The 16169-nt window shown below is 46.2% G+C and carries 14 protein-coding genes and 2 pseudogenes; 8 read left to right on the top strand and 8 right to left on the bottom strand.

Features of this window, described 5'->3' with window-relative positions:
- Window positions 1–5: 5 nt before the first annotated feature.
- On the top strand, window positions 6–953 hold the full coding sequence (locus tag QZ918_RS20595) for a hypothetical protein (RefSeq protein ID WP_293151361.1): 948 nt from the start codon (window positions 6–8) through the stop codon (window positions 951–953).
- Between the two features lie 484 nt (window positions 954–1437).
- Here QZ918_RS20595 and QZ918_RS20600 read toward each other — a convergent pair whose 3' ends face one another.
- Window positions 1438–3519 (bottom strand): hypothetical protein, encoded by a 2082-nt coding sequence (locus QZ918_RS20600; protein ID WP_293338013.1) that lies wholly within the window; start codon window positions 3517–3519, stop codon window positions 1438–1440.
- Between QZ918_RS20600 and QZ918_RS20605 the strand changes: the two genes are divergently transcribed.
- A complete protein-coding gene (locus QZ918_RS20605) occupies window positions 3518–3691 on the top strand; it encodes a hypothetical protein (RefSeq protein ID WP_293338015.1) in 174 nt (57 codons plus the stop codon). The two genes, QZ918_RS20600 and QZ918_RS20605, sit on opposite strands and share 2 nt — an antisense overlap.
- Window positions 3692–3693: 2 nt before the next feature.
- Here QZ918_RS20605 and QZ918_RS20610 read toward each other — a convergent pair whose 3' ends face one another.
- Window positions 3694–3864: a hypothetical protein gene (locus tag QZ918_RS20610; RefSeq protein ID WP_293338017.1), complete on the bottom strand. Its 171-nt coding sequence runs from the start codon at window positions 3862–3864 to the stop codon at window positions 3694–3696.
- 192 nt (window positions 3865–4056) lie between these two features.
- Here QZ918_RS20610 and QZ918_RS20615 point away from each other — a divergent pair, with 192 nt between their 5' ends.
- Together QZ918_RS20615 and QZ918_RS20620 are read left to right on the top strand one after the other, a co-directional pair.
- Window positions 4057–4290: a hypothetical protein gene (locus QZ918_RS20615; RefSeq protein ID WP_293338019.1), complete on the top strand. Its 234-nt coding sequence runs from the start codon at window positions 4057–4059 to the stop codon at window positions 4288–4290.
- 354 nt (window positions 4291–4644) lie between these two features.
- Entirely contained in the window at window positions 4645–4800 is a 156-nt protein-coding gene (locus tag QZ918_RS20620; RefSeq protein ID WP_293338021.1) for a hypothetical protein, read from the top strand.
- On the opposite strand, the gene QZ918_RS20625 is transcribed toward QZ918_RS20620, so the two are convergent.
- Window positions 4761–6182, bottom strand: coding sequence for a CHAT domain-containing protein (locus QZ918_RS20625; protein WP_293338023.1), 1422 nt, complete (start codon window positions 6180–6182; stop codon window positions 4761–4763). The two genes, QZ918_RS20620 and QZ918_RS20625, sit on opposite strands and share 40 nt — an antisense overlap.
- Window positions 6183–6238: 56 nt before the next feature.
- Window positions 6239–6463 (bottom strand): hypothetical protein, encoded by a 225-nt coding sequence (locus QZ918_RS20630; RefSeq protein WP_293338025.1) that lies wholly within the window; start codon window positions 6461–6463, stop codon window positions 6239–6241.
- 228 nt (window positions 6464–6691) lie between these two features.
- On the opposite strand from QZ918_RS20630, the gene QZ918_RS20635 reads away from it, so the two are divergent.
- The 3 genes from QZ918_RS20635 to QZ918_RS20645 are packed head-to-tail and all read left to right on the top strand — an operon-like array spanning window position 6692 to window position 10789.
- On the top strand, window positions 6692–7336 hold the full coding sequence (locus QZ918_RS20635) for a hypothetical protein (RefSeq protein WP_293338027.1): 645 nt from the start codon (window positions 6692–6694) through the stop codon (window positions 7334–7336).
- A gap of 31 nt (window positions 7337–7367) precedes the next feature.
- Window positions 7368–8297, top strand: a complete 930-nt coding sequence (locus tag QZ918_RS20640) for a DUF1822 family protein (RefSeq protein ID WP_293338029.1) — start codon at window positions 7368–7370, stop codon at window positions 8295–8297.
- A 29-nt stretch (window positions 8298–8326) separates the two neighbouring features.
- The gene (locus QZ918_RS20645) at window positions 8327–10789 is read left to right on the top strand and encodes a CHASE2 domain-containing protein (RefSeq protein ID WP_293338031.1); all 2463 of its coding nucleotides are present in this window, start codon (window positions 8327–8329) and stop codon (window positions 10787–10789) included.
- 109 nt (window positions 10790–10898) lie between these two features.
- On the opposite strand, the pseudogene QZ918_RS20650 reads toward QZ918_RS20645, so the two are convergent.
- The 4 genes and pseudogenes from QZ918_RS20650 to QZ918_RS20665 form a co-directional block, all read right to left on the bottom strand.
- Window positions 10899–11998, bottom strand: a pseudogene (locus tag QZ918_RS20650) (transposase); the annotation flags it as partial.
- A gap of 236 nt (window positions 11999–12234) precedes the next feature.
- Window positions 12235–12951: a GUN4 domain-containing protein gene (locus QZ918_RS20655; protein ID WP_293338033.1), complete on the bottom strand. Its 717-nt coding sequence runs from the start codon at window positions 12949–12951 to the stop codon at window positions 12235–12237.
- A gap of 231 nt (window positions 12952–13182) precedes the next feature.
- Entirely contained in the window at window positions 13183–13755 is a 573-nt protein-coding gene (locus tag QZ918_RS20660; protein ID WP_293338035.1) for a hypothetical protein, read from the bottom strand.
- 274 nt (window positions 13756–14029) lie between these two features.
- A complete protein-coding gene (locus tag QZ918_RS20665) occupies window positions 14030–14239 on the bottom strand; it encodes a hypothetical protein (protein WP_293157090.1) in 210 nt (69 codons plus the stop codon).
- 1069 nt (window positions 14240–15308) lie between these two features.
- On the opposite strand from QZ918_RS20665, the pseudogene QZ918_RS20670 reads away from it, so the two are divergent.
- Window positions 15309–16169: pseudogene (locus tag QZ918_RS20670) on the top strand (hypothetical protein); the annotation flags it as partial.

Below are 16169 nucleotides of genomic sequence, written 5' to 3' on the forward strand. Positions count from 1 at the left end.
GAGTTATGGAAGATTTTGGTATTATTATTGCCTGCTGCGACCAGGATTATCTGTTTGCTAAGGGTTGCTGTGCTAGCATTCGATATTTCCTGGGAGATGTACCGATTTGTCTGTTGATTGATGGTACGTTTTCTGTGAGTGCTTTGGAAAAGTCTTACGGGGTGCGAGTTATCGATCGCACAAACGTTTCCCAAGAGGTTCTCAGAAAGAGGAGTTTTGGCTGGGGCAAAACTAAAATGATTGCTTTCTGGGAAAGCCCTTGGTCGAATTTTATGGTGTTGGATGCCGATACAATCGTCTGGGGCGATGTTCTGAAATTGGCTAATTTTAAAGAATTTGATTTTACGATAGATAAGCCTTGTTACGATTACTCGGATGCTGATGTTTCGGAATTTTTCTTTGATATTCCGGGCGTTGAAAAGCATTTCCCGAACTTTCGGTGGGCCGAATCGCGATCGAACTATTTCTGCACGGGTACTTTTTTTGCTAAACGCGGTATTTTTAGCTTGGAAGAATACATAGAAATTTTAGATTTTACGGAGGTCAATCCGGGGATATTTAAGTACGGAGAAATGGGTTTTTTGAACTTTATGATTTTCCGAGCGGCGCAAGAAAATCGGCTGCGGGTGCAGAATGTGGATATGCAGTTATTGGTGCCGGATTTTGACCAGGATTTGCTGAGAAAGCAGTTTCCGGTGGCAGAAAACGGGCCTGCGGGCGATCGCGAGTCGGCGACTGTGATTCACTGGTGCGGGCCGAAGCCGACTTTATCGACATCTAAAGTTTACTCGGAACCGATGAATTTTTGCCGCCGCAAGTGTCAGGAGGATGCTTGGAACCGCACGGGTTTGGCTGCGGAGATGTCGCTGCAAGTTGAGGATTTGCAGCGATCGATCTATGTGTATAAGAATAAGTTTAAGAAGAAGTTTCGGCAGTTAGTGCGATCGACCTGAAAAGATACCACAATTAAGTTTGTAGTAAGGACTTTAGTCCTTATAATTATCGTCGGCAATTAAGTTTGTAGTAAGGACTTTAGTCCTTATAATTATCGTCGGTAGATTACCGATAGTCCAATTAGTTCGTAGTGAGGATTTCAGTCATAAGAAAAGAAGGACTAAAGTCCTCACTACGAACCTATTTTATTGGAAAGAAGGACTAAAGTCCTCACTACGAACCTATTTTATTATGCTTGTTGATGTGTCATAAGAAAAGAAGGACTAAAGTCCTCACTACGAACCTATTTTATTGGAAAGAAGGACTAAAGTCCTCACTACGAACCTATTTTATTATGCTTGTTGATGTGTCATAAGAAAAGAAGGACTAAAGTCCTCACTACGAACCTATTTTATTGGAAAGAAGGACTAAAGTCCTCACTACGAACCAAGTTTATTATGCTTGTTGATGTGAATATTATTCATCGAGCGAGCGATCGACAATTTAACCTTCCAGGGGCAAAGTGGGCGCGGCTGGCGGTAAAACTTGGCGGTGCACGCTGACTTTGTGACTTTCCCGCTGAGTTTGCATTTCGACGGCGATCGCCTCAAATTCAATTTCCATGCAGCCGTAGGGAATCTCTAACTCGATACTTGCTCGCATATTTCCTAACCCGGTAGCTGTAAATTCGGTAATCCAGCGCGGCCCGTCCAGAATTAGGTAGGTTTGCCGATCGAATACCCAAACTTTTACATAAATCCGCGGCATTAATTCCGGTAGTTGCACTTTCACTGTTACAGCCTGGCCTGCAAGGATTTGGGCGCGCGGCAATTCCAGGATGGGCATCGGTACTGACTCGTCTTCTGACAAAACGTAGGGAGTTGGTGGAGTTGCTTCTGCTTCTATTTTGGTGGTTTTTTGGGCAACTGGTTTCGGCTGCGGGGGCTCGTCAAACACCACAAATTCTTTCGCTTCCGGGCCAGTAGGTTGCGGTTGGGAAATGGTTTCCCTGATGGCTGGTTGCACTTTAGTTGGGCTGCTTTCTTCCACGACGGTAATTGCGTCGCTGGTATTGGGGGCTGCTTTTGGAGTTGGCGAGAGGCTGGTTGCTTTCAGCCATTCGGGGGATTCGCCGGTGCTGGCTAGGGAGCTCAGTCGCGACCAAAATCTATTTTGGACGTTTAAGGTTTGAAATGCCTTTTGTGAGGGGGGTGGCGTAGGTTCTGGGGCTGGTGTTTCTGGTTCGGGGGTGTTTTGGGGTTTTTGGTCGATCGCCCGAACTTCGGCCTTTTCTGGGGTAGTTGCGATGTCTGAGGGTTTGGTTGGTTGGTCGATCGCCCCGGCGGATGTTCTAGACGTATTGGTGATTTCTGAGAGCAATTGCGATCGGCTGCTGTCGGGCAGTTTGTTACCGAATGCTGGCAATTCTAGGCCGCCGGCACTTGGAGTCTGGCGGGAATTTAGTTGAGGGGGTAGGGATTCATTGCTTAAAGATTCATTGATGGCGACTTCTGAGGGAGATGGCAGATCTAACGCTTTTTGTGCTACCCGGAGAAAGGATGGATGTACTTCTTTTCGAGGTGGTCTGACTGCTGTTGGAGAGGGATCGGCTTGATGTTTTTCTTCGATGAAATCGTCTTTAATTACTTCTAGCAGGTGTTCTAAACGGGCTGTAATTGTGAATAGTTTGGTCGCTAAAGTTACACCGCCGCTGCTGAGAATTGCTTCTCCTAAAATTAGGCGACTTTTGCAGTCGGCTGGGATGTAGGTGACGCAGGCAAAGATACAGGGGGGAGCTTGTTCTGGCATCGGCTGCTCGATTTGGGCGAGTATTTGTGAGGTTTGGGGATCTCGCAGGTAAATTTGCAGTTGTGCTGAACCGATGAGTTTTTGGAGTTCTAGAAGTTGGGATTCTGGGATGGGAGGTGGTGTTCTTTTGGTTTTTTGAGGTGGTTGGGGAATGTCGATTTTGCCGGAAATGATTAAGGGGCGGCCGAGTTGGGTGATGAAGGTTTCTCGATCGAGAACGAGTTCAAGTTCGAGTTTGGCTGGGGGTTGCGGCGGCTGAGCGGTTTGGGGAAGTGGAAATTGGTAGATTTTGGTCGGCTGTGGTGGAGGTGGAGGTGGGGCTGGGATTTGGGTTGGTGTTCGATCGACTGCTGCTGCTGTTTGTGAGGCTGAGGGGGAAGCGGCGGCTTCGGAGGAGTCGATCGCGGGTAGGGGTTCGGAAGTTTCCGATTCTGCGGGCAATACTTCTAATTGCACGCCGTACTGCCAAGATTTTGCTGGTGCTGAGTTGGGATCTGGCAAGCACGAGAGTTCCCACATTCCCGGTTTGAGACGGGTGTAGGGAATGATCACGACTAATCCTTCGGGGTTTGTGCGGGCGGATCTGCTTTGGACTTTCCGCTGGGGGGCAGTTTCGTCAAAGGATGTATGGACGATCCGAATTTCGATGTCGGTGTTGGGGTGCTGAATGCGCGCCACGACGCGATATTTGCCTTCTAGAATTTCCACGTCGGGGGTTTCTAGGGGCAACCAGGCGCGATCGCCCTCTTTCTGTAGTAAAAATTCTAATTTTTTCATGTTTTGTTTCCCCTTGAAGGTTCCCGCTCGATTTGTCACAGGTTGGTGGTGGTTGGTTGAGCGACAGCTAAAGATATTTAATTACTTTATGTTTTATAGCGTATCATCTGTTTCGATCGAGAGGCTCGATCGGCAGAATCCCGCAGCGGAAAGGGCCTTGCCGTTTTCTTAGAACTATCGTTGCGTACAATTATCGCTCTTGTAGAGCGATCGACTTACCAACCCAATCCAAAATCTAAAATCTAAAATCCATTGACGGCGGCCCCACAAGCCGCTACGCTGTGAAATTAAGGTTGCTTTGCTCGAAGAGGAAGCAGCCAGAGTGGCCCGAAAATCTAGTTGCACTCCCTCCGCTTCGCTTCGCCCAAAGCTGTTACCAGCAGCTAAGGACAGCTAACCGCCAAACTGATACGAGCAGTCTGGAGGCTAATCGAGAATAACATTCTCTGTAGCCGCCCTGCTTTGCGTTACCGTGCGGGGCGGCTGGGTTTTTGGGTTTTCCTGACCAGAAAAACCAAAAACTAGGAGACCATAATTATGTCACAGGAATTTTTGCCTGACGATAACTTGTCCGACTGTCCAAATGACGACTGTGAGTCGGAACAGGAAGTCTTGCAGATAACCGTTGTCGGTTCCCACAAAGCCGTGTTAGAAACCATCCACACCTTATACCGGCTGGGCTTTGCAGCCGTCGGCGATTGGAGTAAGTTGCAGCGAGGGCCAAAACCCGGACAAGTGATTAGTGTCCTGATTCGTCGATCCAAAGTCTAGAAATGGGCGGGCCTTCGAGGTGATAAGGATCGCGAATTAAATAATTTACAGAAGTTTGTGGGGTGGGCGGGACGCTCGGCGGCTCTTTCTGGACGGGCGGGACGCCCATCCCACAAGCATAAAAATTGTAAGTTATTTAATTCTCATTCCTAAGCTGTTGATCCGTAGAGTCCCGCGCCGGACTTAGGCTTGGTCTTTGGTCGTGTCAACAATCGCGTTAAACCCGCAGTCCGGCAGGGGTTTAAACCCCTGCCTCAAAGCAAAAGTCCTCTGAAGAGGACTGAAGAACTCATCAGTCCTCTTCAGAGGACTTTCGCTATTAGACAGGGACTTGAGTCCCTGGCGGTCTTTCGGGTGAAGCGCGATCCGGGACGATCGCGATCCGTAGAGTCCCGCGCCGGACACGGCAATACAGTTTCCCTAGAGATTTCCAATTGTAAAACAGACATCTTGCCTGTTTTTCCCCACAATTACCAAGGACTGCCGATCGCACTAAATGCGGCCCAATAATAAGGATGCGATAAATTTTTGCTCTCAAGTTTGGGGATAGACGGCGGCAACGGAGTTTCTCCCCTAGAACTTCGCAGTTGCCCATTTTCTATGGTGACTTTACCTTTAATCGCAGCAATTTGTGCTTGTCTGAGAGCTTCAGCTTTAATGATTGGAGGATCTTGAGGTTTGCTGATTTTTAACTGCTGGTAAAACTCTGTCATCAGTGCCAGAGTCCCCGCATCTGACACGTGCCACAAACTGGCGATCGCAGATTTTGCTCCCGATTGCAACGCTAAGCCACCAAATCCAAGTTCTGCTTCTTTGTCTCCCGAGGCAGTTCTACAGGCACTCAATACTAACAGTTCCAGTGGCGGATTGTTCCATTTCAAATCTCTCATTTGAGATAATCTGAGTTGGGTATCCCAAAATTGAATGTAGGAGTTATCTGGGCTTCCGGGGCGGAATTCCGCGTGAGTCGCGAGGTGGATGATGCCGTATCTTTGTTGCAGTCGCTGCGATTGCAAGTTAACGATGGTAAAATCTTCGTTGATAAAGGATTGACCTGGCCACTGTCGGCCGATCGCACTTAATTCTAACGGAACAGCCGGTAGCGGTTGTTTGTTCGCCGTTTCTGAGAAATTTTCTGCTCCCATTGCTAAGACGTGAGAGTTTCTGAGATCCGTATAATTGATGTCTGTCAGCTTGAATGCCGGAATTCGCGACATACTGTATTTTTCGACCAAAAATTGCTGGCCGTCGTGCATTGCTGCTAGGGGTACGGTTCGCAAACCTTCGCCGACGCAGAACAGCAGGGTGTCAATTTTTGCTATTTTTAAGTCGGTTTCTAGCGGTGCAATTATCCATTGATAAAGTTGTTGAGCTGATTCTAGATAGCTGGTAGTATTAATTTGTGCTACTTTGGTGATTTCGCTGGTCAATTCTTGGACTACTGGCACCAGTTTGTCTCTTTTGGCTGAGGGGATGCTCCGGTTAATTGGCGGGCGATCGGGCAATATTAAGATTAGTTCTAGTTGGTCTGTGCGCGGGATGGCGTAAATTAAAGCTGGTTTTTTCTTGGTTTGAACTGCTAGGCGGGAAAGAGTTTTTGATATTGATTCGGCGGTTTTTTCGCGGGCGGTAAAGTTTTGTTCAAAGTATGTTTGATAGTCTTCTTCCCAGTCTTTTTCGATTCTGGTGACGGCTTCGGTGAGATTTCCGCGATCGAGAATATTTCTCATTTCTGAGCCTTGAAGCCCACCGGGGTCTGGCTTTTGGGCAATTGTAGCGAGGTTCGCGGTGCTCCAGCAGAAAAGTATGGCTGTCAAACAGTAAAAAATAGCTCTTTTGATTTTTTTCTGAGTTGCGTGTTTTTGACGGTGCTGCTGGGATTGGTAGTGCATGATTTTGGGGCGTTTATACCATTTTCGATTTGCGATTAAAGAATTGGGAATGATGGTTAAAATCGAATTTTTTGAAACAATAATAACGGCTTATTTGACTGCTGCACCACTCTGGATAGTAAAAACCGTTGGTTTGGAGTACGATCGCCCTGCTCGGTTGTCGATCGCGCTTCCTGCAAATAATTAACTCTGTTGGCGATCGCGATTATAGCATTCCACACAAACGCCAAACATTTGCGATCGCCCCAACAGCCCGCAACGCCTGATTCCTGGCGCACCAACGACCGCCCCCGGGCCCAGAAATTCGTGAATTATGTAAAGTTTTGTAAATTATGCAGAAGTTTTGCATAAAAATCGCAGATCCCGACAGATAGGCAAATAGAAGGCATTGCAGGGGATATGGCGGCTCCGACAGCGGGCGCACCAGTCGCTCTCGGAGCATTCGCTCAACCCCGGCGGCCTGCATAGCTGGTTGGAGACTATTTTTCTGAGTAACCTTGGAACAAGAGATGCCTACTAAGGATGACATTGACAATCGGCTGAAACAGCTAGCTATAGCTGCCCAAAATCACCAGCCTAAAACTTTAGGGCGACAGAAAGCTGTGACTAGATTAGTGATGGAAATTGAAAAATATAAAATCATTAACTGTCCGCAGAATAAGGATTTTTCCTACGCAATTTATCAGGAAATTTTGCTGGAAGCCAAACAGGAACTGATGTTTCGCATTTCCCGGGAAATTCACAACTACCGACCTGAAAAAGAGGTCAGCCAGTGGGTAAACTTCTTGATAGTTAAATGTTTTCAAGAAACCACCCCTAAAGTTATAGGTAGGAAAGATTTGCCAACTGTATACTACGGAGATATGGAACCCGTTTTCAATCAAATGGAAAAGCAGCAGGCAGAACATAAATCTTGTCCAATCGCAGCAGGTCTCATCGAGATGATTGAAGAAGATCCGGGCGATATTTTTCAAAACGAAGTGATGAGAAAGCACGCCCACGTCAACTTTAAATTGTTGCTGGTCAAGAGAGTGATAGAAGATGCAAGCTTGCAGCAAATCTCCGAAGAGTTAGGAGTAAGTATTTCAAGTTTGAGCAGTTTTTACCAGAGGTCTTTGGAGAAATTCACGCCCAGATTTCGAGAATACTTGTAGGACATTCAAAACCCAAAAATAGAGATGGATCATGAATAACACAGAAGTTGATTTAGTTTTGACAATACCGATCGCCCCAGCAGCCTACCGCAGCGCTCAAACCCTTGCACAGCAACAAAGTGACCGGGGGAAAGCCAAACAGGTTTATCTCAATGCTTTGGCGGTGCACGCAGTCGATTTGTACTTTCAGTGCATGGAAATAGACACTGATTTGGACGCCAGCAATATTTGGAATCCTGCGATCCAGAAATTCATGGATATTGCGGATTTGGCTGTCCAAGGTATTGGCAAGCTGGAATGCCGTTGGGTAAGCCCTGGTGAAGAATGTGTATCGATTCCGGCAGAAGTGCGATCGGACAGAATCGGTTATGTTGCTGTAGAGATCGGCCAATCTGTCGAAGAAGTGAAGTTGCTGGGATTTGTCAAAAATGGCGATCGAGAAAAAGTTCCTCTGAGCGAGTTGGAGTCGATCGACAACCTGCTAGAATACTTAGACGAGATCAAGCCTGTAAATCTCAGTCAGTGGTTGCACAATATTGTCGGTAGCGGTTGGCATACAGCCCAAACGCTGTTCGAGTCAAAACCAGAATTGCAGTTTGCTTTCCGAAGTCCCCAAGTTGTCGAAAAAAGCGCTTCAGCAGATGTACGCGTACCAGTCAAGCGAGGCAAATTACTCAACTTAGAGTGGGGGAAAGAGCAAGTAGCTTTATTTGTGGAATTGATGACAACCGACGAACCAGATATCGATATTTCGGTAGAGGTTTATCCCACAAACGGTCAAACTAACTTGCCCAACGATTTGCAGTTGATGGTGCTGGATGATGAAGGTGAACCTCTGATGCAAGCTAGAGCAAATAAAACGGAAAATTTGCTCTTTGAGTTAAGTGGAGAACCGGGAGAGCATTTTAGTGTCAAGTTGGCTTTGGGCGATTTCAGCGTGACTGAAAATTTTTTAATCTAATTGTCACTTATCAACAGGGGGTGTGAATTATGGATAAGTTAATTGTTTTGAAATTAGACGGAGATTGCGAAGAAGGTTTTCGCTGCACCGTAAAAATTGGGAAAAACAATCAATTTCCCTCTACGGACTTTACGGAAAGTAAAAGATTGCCAGCCAACCCGCAAATAGCCGCTTTTGAAGAAGAACATTGGCTGGAAAAATATCGAGCTATGGGAACAAATTCCCGGCACCACCAGGAAAATTTAGTGCATTTAATTTACCCTTTTTTGCACCAAGATGCCAAAAAAAATACCGCTGTGAAATCGACGGTGGCTAAAGGATTGTCTTTTCGTCGGATAAAACCGAAAAAGATTAATGCAAGAACTCCTGTGAATGATTGCAAAGAGTCTGGGAAAAAACTTGCGTTGATGCTGAATGATTGGCTGAAGTCTCCTGAGTTTGCTAGGGTAGATAGAATAATTGGGGACAATTTAAATCCAGATGAAGAGGCAAGGGTGCTGATTTGCACAAATGACAAACACTTGCACAAACTGCCTTGGAATCAGTGGGATTTGTTTGAAAGATTTCCGAAAGCCGAACCTTCGCTGAGTAAATTAAACTATGTAACACTGGAAAATCCCGGACAACCTATCCGCAAGTCTAAGGTAAGGATTTTAGCAATTCTGGGAAACAGCGCTGGGATTGATATCACGCAAGATAGGAAAATTTTGGAGAATTTGTCTCCCAATGCTGAGGTGAGGTTTCTAGTGGAACCGAAACAGGAAGAAATCAACGACGAACTTTGGGAGCAATCTTGGGATATTATATTTTTTGCAGGACACGGGGAAACTGAGGAGGATATTGGAAAAATATATATCAATCAAACAGATTTTTTAACAATTAATGAGTTATGGTGCGGCTTGAGGAAAGCGGTAAAAAATGGTTTGCAACTGGCTATTTTTAACTGTTGCGATGGGTTGGGTTTGGCTAGAAATTTAGATGATTTTCAGATGATTCCGCAAATGATTTTAATGCGGGAGTTTGTGCCGGATTTTGTGGCTCAAGAATTTTTAAAATGTTTTCTTAAAGAGTTTGTGAATGGCAAGTCTTTGTATGCAGCAGCGGGGGAAGCGCGGCGGCGGTTGGAGACTTGGGAAAAGGAATTTCCTTGTGCTAGTTGGTTGCCTGTAATTTGGCAGCATCCGGCAGCGAAGCCTGCGGTTTGGAACGATTTTTTGCTGGCGCCGGATTCGCCTGCTGTGGCCCCGGATTTGACTTTGCTTCCCACGTCTGGGAAAAGACGACCGGTTGAGGGTTTTTCGCGCTTGAAGTCGGTGATTTTGGCGAGTGCGGGCTGTACCCTGGCTGTGATGGGAGCGCGCTCTCTGGGGGTTATGGAGGGGCTGGAACTGTCAATGCTCGATCGACTAATGAGCCAGCGCCAACCTGAATTAATCGACAATCGGTTGTTGGTTGTGGAAGTGACAGACAATGATGCCGAGAATTACGGCTATCCTCAAAATGATGCTACTTTAGCAAAGGCGATCGACAAATTGCAGCAGTTTCAACCTATAGCAATTGGTTTGAATATGCACCGCAATTCGCCAAGGGAGCCAGGACGAAAAAACTTAATTTCTCTGTTTGATAGCAATCCTAATATTATTACTGTATGCAGCTATGGTTCCACCGATAAAAATTACGATCCGCCGCCAGAATTGTCGAAGGCTAAATTAACCAATCAACTGGGTTTTAGCGATTTAACTCCGGATGAATTGCGCCATGAAAAAGGTAGCAGTATTCGCCGTCAATCTCTTTCCTATGAACCAAATCTTTCTACTTTTACTAATAATTGTAAAATTTCTAATAGCTTCAGCTTTCTGTTAGCTTTGCGTTTTTTGGAAAATCAAGGAATAAAATCACAGATAAGTGACAATCACGAGTGGCGAATCGCTGATGTTACATTTAAAAGATTGGCTATTCGTACAGGAGGTTATCAAGATTTAAAGGCGCTAGTGAGTCAAATATTGCTCAACTACCGCGCCAACCGGAAACCAGCTTTTAAAGTGACACTTCAAGAAGTATTAGAAGGGAAAATAAACTCTGATTTAGTTAAGGGTAAAATTGTCTTAATCGGCCACACTTCGCAAGTTTCGAGGGAGGAATCTGATACTCCTTACGGTAAAATGCCGGGAGTTTGGATTCACGCTCACATGGTTAGTCAAATCCTCAGCGCTGCGATTGATAAAAGGCCGCTATTGTGGGTTTTGCCGCAATTGCAAGGGATACAGTGGGGAGATGCTGTTTTTGTGTGGTTGGTGGCTGTGACGGGCGGGTTGTTGGCTTGGCGGGATCGATCGCTCTTGGTGTTGGCGATCGCTAGCGGTGGTATGATTTTTGTGCTGTACCAAGGTTCTTTGGTAATTTTAACTTTCGGTGGCTGGATGCCTTTGGTTCCGGCGGTTTTGGCTTTAGTTGCAACGGGTGGTATCTTGTTTGTGTACGATCGATCTTAATTAGCCTCGGCGGCTGAAATTTCGGAGAAATCTCGGCGGTTGAAAGAGACTGTTGGCGAATTAAAAAAGGGTGAAACCAAACATCCCACAATCGTGGAAAAAAACTATGATGAGGCAGAGGGAAAAAGAGCCGCAAAATGAGAGATACGAGTCTTACCAATCGGAATGTCGCGCCAAAATGCCCACATTCTTGACAAATTCATCGCAGCAGCAGTCACAATATGTTGCAAGCGAGTCTTGGCAATACCCATGTAACGAGCCTCGCGCCAACCAAAAACACGAATTCCTTGCGACAAGGAACTTTCAACACCGGCCCTCTTGGCATAACGCTGCTTGAAATCCTCGGTATGTTGTCTGGCCTTACCCTTGGCTAAAGCCTCATAAAGAGGTTGAGGGCTAAGAGTCAAAACACGGGCGCTTGCTGGCGAGTGAGTACATTGAGAACGAACAGGACAAGCAGCGCAATCGGGCCGACGAAAACGTACTTGAATGGTCGGATTGCCATAATTATCCGAGCGTGGATGCCAGGATTTGCTGACGTTACCTTGCGGACAAATAGCCTGCTGATGCTCCCAATCAACGGTAAAACAAGAAAGATCGAAGCCTTGCTGCGCTTTTTCTTGCCAGCTAGAATCAGATGGTACTCGACCAACGAGATCGATACCTAATTCTGTTTCACAAGTGAGCAAATGTTGGGCATCAACATAAGCAGTATCGACAAGATGTTCTTGTGGTAACAGGCGTTTATCAGAAGGAGATTGATGAATCACCTGAGTCATTTCGACATAAACAATGCTTGCAGGTGTCGTTTCCACATTGGTAATTAAATGAGGTAAATCTCGATCGCAAGTTTCTGTAAGATGTACCGACTTCGACCCTCGCTTAAAACTGAATAATCGAAGCCACTATCAGTGATTTCTAGTCGAGAGAGCATACTTCCAATCTATACGACTTCTCACCGCTTCTGCTGCTTGTCGGTCAGTCAATCCCTCTGCAAATTGCATCACGCTGATTAATGCTAATTGTCCGGGTGATAAAGCACTTTGACCGCAATCGGCTCGAAACAAGGTGATAAAGTCTGTATCCTCGTACAACACTCCTAAGAGAGTCCCGCATTTTCATATATGGGTTGCCTTTAGGAAATCAGGTTCGTGCTACGGAGGCTGTCATTTCTGGAATCGATGACCAGGAGCGGGGGTGAAGAGTCATAATTAATTATTTAATCTGGTGCCTCATTACACTATCATTCTGCCTATTCAGGACGGCGATGAAAAAGGGCTGAAACCCCTCAGACATTCGCCAACGGTCTCTTGAAACCGTGGCAATACAAACAAAACCCGCCGACGCGGGTTGAAGAATAGGCGGTGAAAATTACGTTTTACATTATTCTGTTGAGTCGGCGTCCGGCGGACATTGTTTGTGTAGACGCGGTTTCAACCGCCCTCTTACTTCACCCAAGCCCGATGAGCCATCAAAGCCGCAAACGGCTGCACACCCCGCAACTGATTCGACAGCGGCAAATGACCCCTCGGCGCGCTCAAATCCCAAATAAATTCTTGCGGATACCGCGTCCAATTATTGCCCTTCTTCCATCCAATTAACGGCCACAACTTATCCCAATTCTTCCCCGAACTCAGCCAGATTTCCCGCTGTACCGAAAAGCCAAATTTGTTTTCGGAATGAACTTTCCACAGCGTATTAATTGTTTGTAAATCTGTCACCGGCAAACTTTCAACTTCTGTAAAATACAGCCACTTTCTCGCCGAAGCTGTCTCGCCCGCCAACCCACAAAGTTTGTTTAAAGTCAATAGATCGGCTTCTTGAAATTCCTGTAATGCCAATAATTGTTGCAGCGGAGTGTAGTCAATGTTAGAGTTCGATCGCAGCGGCACAACTCCAGTCGGAAAATTCGCCTGCAAAAACTCCCTCGCTCTGGCAGAATCCGCACTATAAAGAATTTGGTAAGCCTTACCCATTACCGCTGTCGGTTCCTCCGACTTGCGCTCTAATAAAAATTCCATCAATACATCCCAGCCCGCATCTGCTATGTGTTGTTGCAGCAGTTGCAGTTGAGTTTTCTCTGAACCCGACCTCAACTGTGAGCGGAGTTCGGCTGTATCGGCGGCCGAGTCTAATGGAGAAGTAGAAATCGAGTCAGTCATGGGAAACTATCAGCTATCAGCTATCAGCTATCAGCAATTAGCTGAAGCCCTGGTTTTTCCCCATTGTACAATGCTACTGACTCCGATTTACTTCTCTGTACTCCAATGGTTGTGCGCTGCACGATGAGTTAACCGGGCCGATCGCACTTTCCCCGTCAATGGGAACGATCGCAAATAGCTTTATCCTCAGATTTTTGCGATCGCTCCCATGTAAAAGAGTTATTCTTGAATCTAGTCGTCCACGATGGAAACCCATGCAGAGAACGAAGGCGGAAAAAAGTTGATGTCATATTCCGAGTCTTCCCACTCTTTCACCCACAGCGGTACAACGCCCGGGCGAGGAGTTTCCGCAAAGATCCGTTCCTTGGACTCGATCGAGTGAAATAGCTGTTTCAAAGTATCTCCCCGATCCAAAGCTTCGCTCAGGATGTCATCCAAGTCAGGATCGACCCGTTTGACGCGGTTTTTGTCCTCTTCAAGCCACAGAAGTTTCAAAGACTTCAGATCCCTCGGACTGAGAATGCTCTTGTAGTACACGCGCTTGAGCGTCGCTACGGGTTCCAACGAGCGTTCGATCCGGCGAATTTGCTGAACTCGCAGGTAATGCCATTCCGCTAAACGCTTGCGTTCCGAAGGCGCGAGAGTTTCCTTCCCCGCTGAGTGTTTGTAGTCATAGTTAATCAAACTACAAGCCATATTGGCCAGCAGGTGAATTAACTGTTTTTCTTTGGGTGTTGCCTGACGCCGTTCCTGGGTTCTTGTCAATACGCGCTGTCTGCGGGTAGTTTCGAGAGTATTTTCCATTGGGTTTTTACGAGATGAAATACGATTGTGCCAGATCCGAATCCCGAACATCAGAAGGTAAGGAAGTTCCTAGGCGGGGAAACTCCACCGACAGACTCGCCTTACCTGTTTATTTTCCCATTCACTTCGTTGAGACTTCAACTCCTCGGATTAGGTAGACTGATATTGGGAGAGAGTTTTCACACCCTTGAGCCAAGGTGGTGGCGACAACAAATACACCACAAACACGATCGCAATCACAACCGCAGCGCCGGCGAACCACCCAGAGGGCTAATTATTTCCGGCCTTTGCCTGTCTTTACCTCTTCTTGCTCTCCATCTTCATTCGTTCCAGTGTAGTTAATGTCGGGACGACTCTCCCCCGCAGTCAAACTGCTGGTTGATGAAGATTGTGGGACGATCGCAAAAGCGCTGGCCCTGCTTGTATGGAATAAGCTGATGCCACCGGAGGCAATTACTGCTAATACTAAGATGCTGTTTTTCATGTTCGATGACCCTGATTTAACGTAGATAGACACCCTTTGGCTAACCCGATCTGTCAGAAGTGGGTTGATGCAATAGCCCACTTGTCTTCTGATAAATCTGCCTGCCATAATCAATACAGACAGGCACACCCGCTTGCGATCGGAAACGCCGGAAGTGACGTGTTACTTATGTCCACGATCATCCACCAACCAGATTTTTTTGGGTAGTGGGGCTAAGGCCATCAGGGCGTCGATCCATCAGGGAGTTATGCCATCAGGGTGCTCATCTATCGGGTAGTTAATTCATCAGGGCGCATCTTCTACTACAATTAGCCACAAACTTAACTTTAATCGTTGAGCCAGTGGCTAGCAGCGCACTGACAGCGCTTTTAAGAATTAAACTTTTTGTGGATTTATCCCCAAAAGTTTGTCCTTAAAAATTCCCCCACGCGAAAGCCCGGGAAGTGTCAGCGGCATGGAATTCCATGCAATCTAAGTCAACTAAAAAAAACGCAGATTAACGATATCTCCCACTCAAGCAGTCCTCAGCCAAACGCTGGGGTTTTTTATTGGTAGCAGCCATTCCAGCGCTTTGACAGGACGGCATTCGGTAGCCAGCCCCGAAGGCAGAACCTTAGGCAGAACCTTAGGCAGAACCTTAGGCAGAACCTTAGGCAGAACCTTAAAGGCGCTGCGGTTATGAGTTTCCCTAATAACATCATACCATCCGGTGAATTTTAAAGTATGATTGTAAAAAAATGTGAACCCAATGGCGTTTAGCCGTTTTCAATCCGATTGAGTAAAAATTCAGACGAGGATGTCAACGAGTACAAACAAAAAAGTGTCGGGGTACGATCGCCCTCCTGGCTGGATTTAGGGTAAACGACTGTTGACAATTTACCTAGACTTACCTAGGATTGAGTGAGTAAAATCCTGGTAAATCACTCGATAGATTGATGAGTATTGGCCAGAGCGTTGAGACGATACGGCGCCCTGAGAAGGCATTCAGAGAGTCCGTCGGCACAGATGGTGGACACAGGCAATATCGTCTAACATAGTAAAAATCTAGCCACACTGACAGGGAGAATCAATGGCTACCCTAACTTATTGCAAAGGCTTGCCCACACCAGTGCACGAGCTTAACGAACTCGGAAAAACAACTTTCGAGATGTTTTTAGAGGCTTACGCCCCAATTTTTCGGACTGCCAGCATTGAAACAGTCGATCGCTTACTTTCAAATACAGAGTTTAAGAAATCCGATTGGAACACGCACTTACAGCAAACCTACGGCATGAACAAGCGCCACGCAAATGGTGTAATCAGTTCTGCCAAGGGTCGTGTAGACGGCGCCAAAGAACACAGAATTTTACATTTAAAAACTCTTGAAGGCAAGATAAAATCTCTTGGCATATGGCTGAAGAAAGCCGAGCGTAAGTTGGCATTAGCTCGCAAGTTTTATGCCAAGAAAAAATGGCTCGACTCAAAAACAGGTTGTAATTTCCCCATAGCTTGCTCCCTTAAATATAAATCTACAAACTGGCAGAATTTACGCTTTCAAATTCACAATAAAAAGCGTAAACTGACATTATTAAGTAATAAAATCAAACACTTAAGGCTTAAACCAGTCAAAGTTTGCATCCCTAGGAGTGATATTTTTGTCGTCGGCTCCAAGGATGAGTCTTTTGGCAATCAAGTCTGTCAGTGGAATGGGGATAAAATAACTTTCCGAGTCCCTAAGTGCTTGGAGTCACGATTCGGAAAAACCGTGTCCTCTGTTATTGGTGATTTTAGTCACAACATCAACAGATTACCAGAATGCGGTGCTAAGACCTGGCATTTCTACCGCAAGAATGGAAAGTGGGTTGTCGCCGTGCAGTTTACCCCAAATCCCGTGAAGCAGGTTTCCAGAGAGAGAATGTACGGTTGCATTGGTATCGACATGAACCCCGGT

Source organism: Microcoleus sp. CAWBG58, assembly GCF_020883045.1.
GTDB lineage: Bacteria > Cyanobacteriota > Cyanobacteriia > Cyanobacteriales > Microcoleaceae > Microcoleus.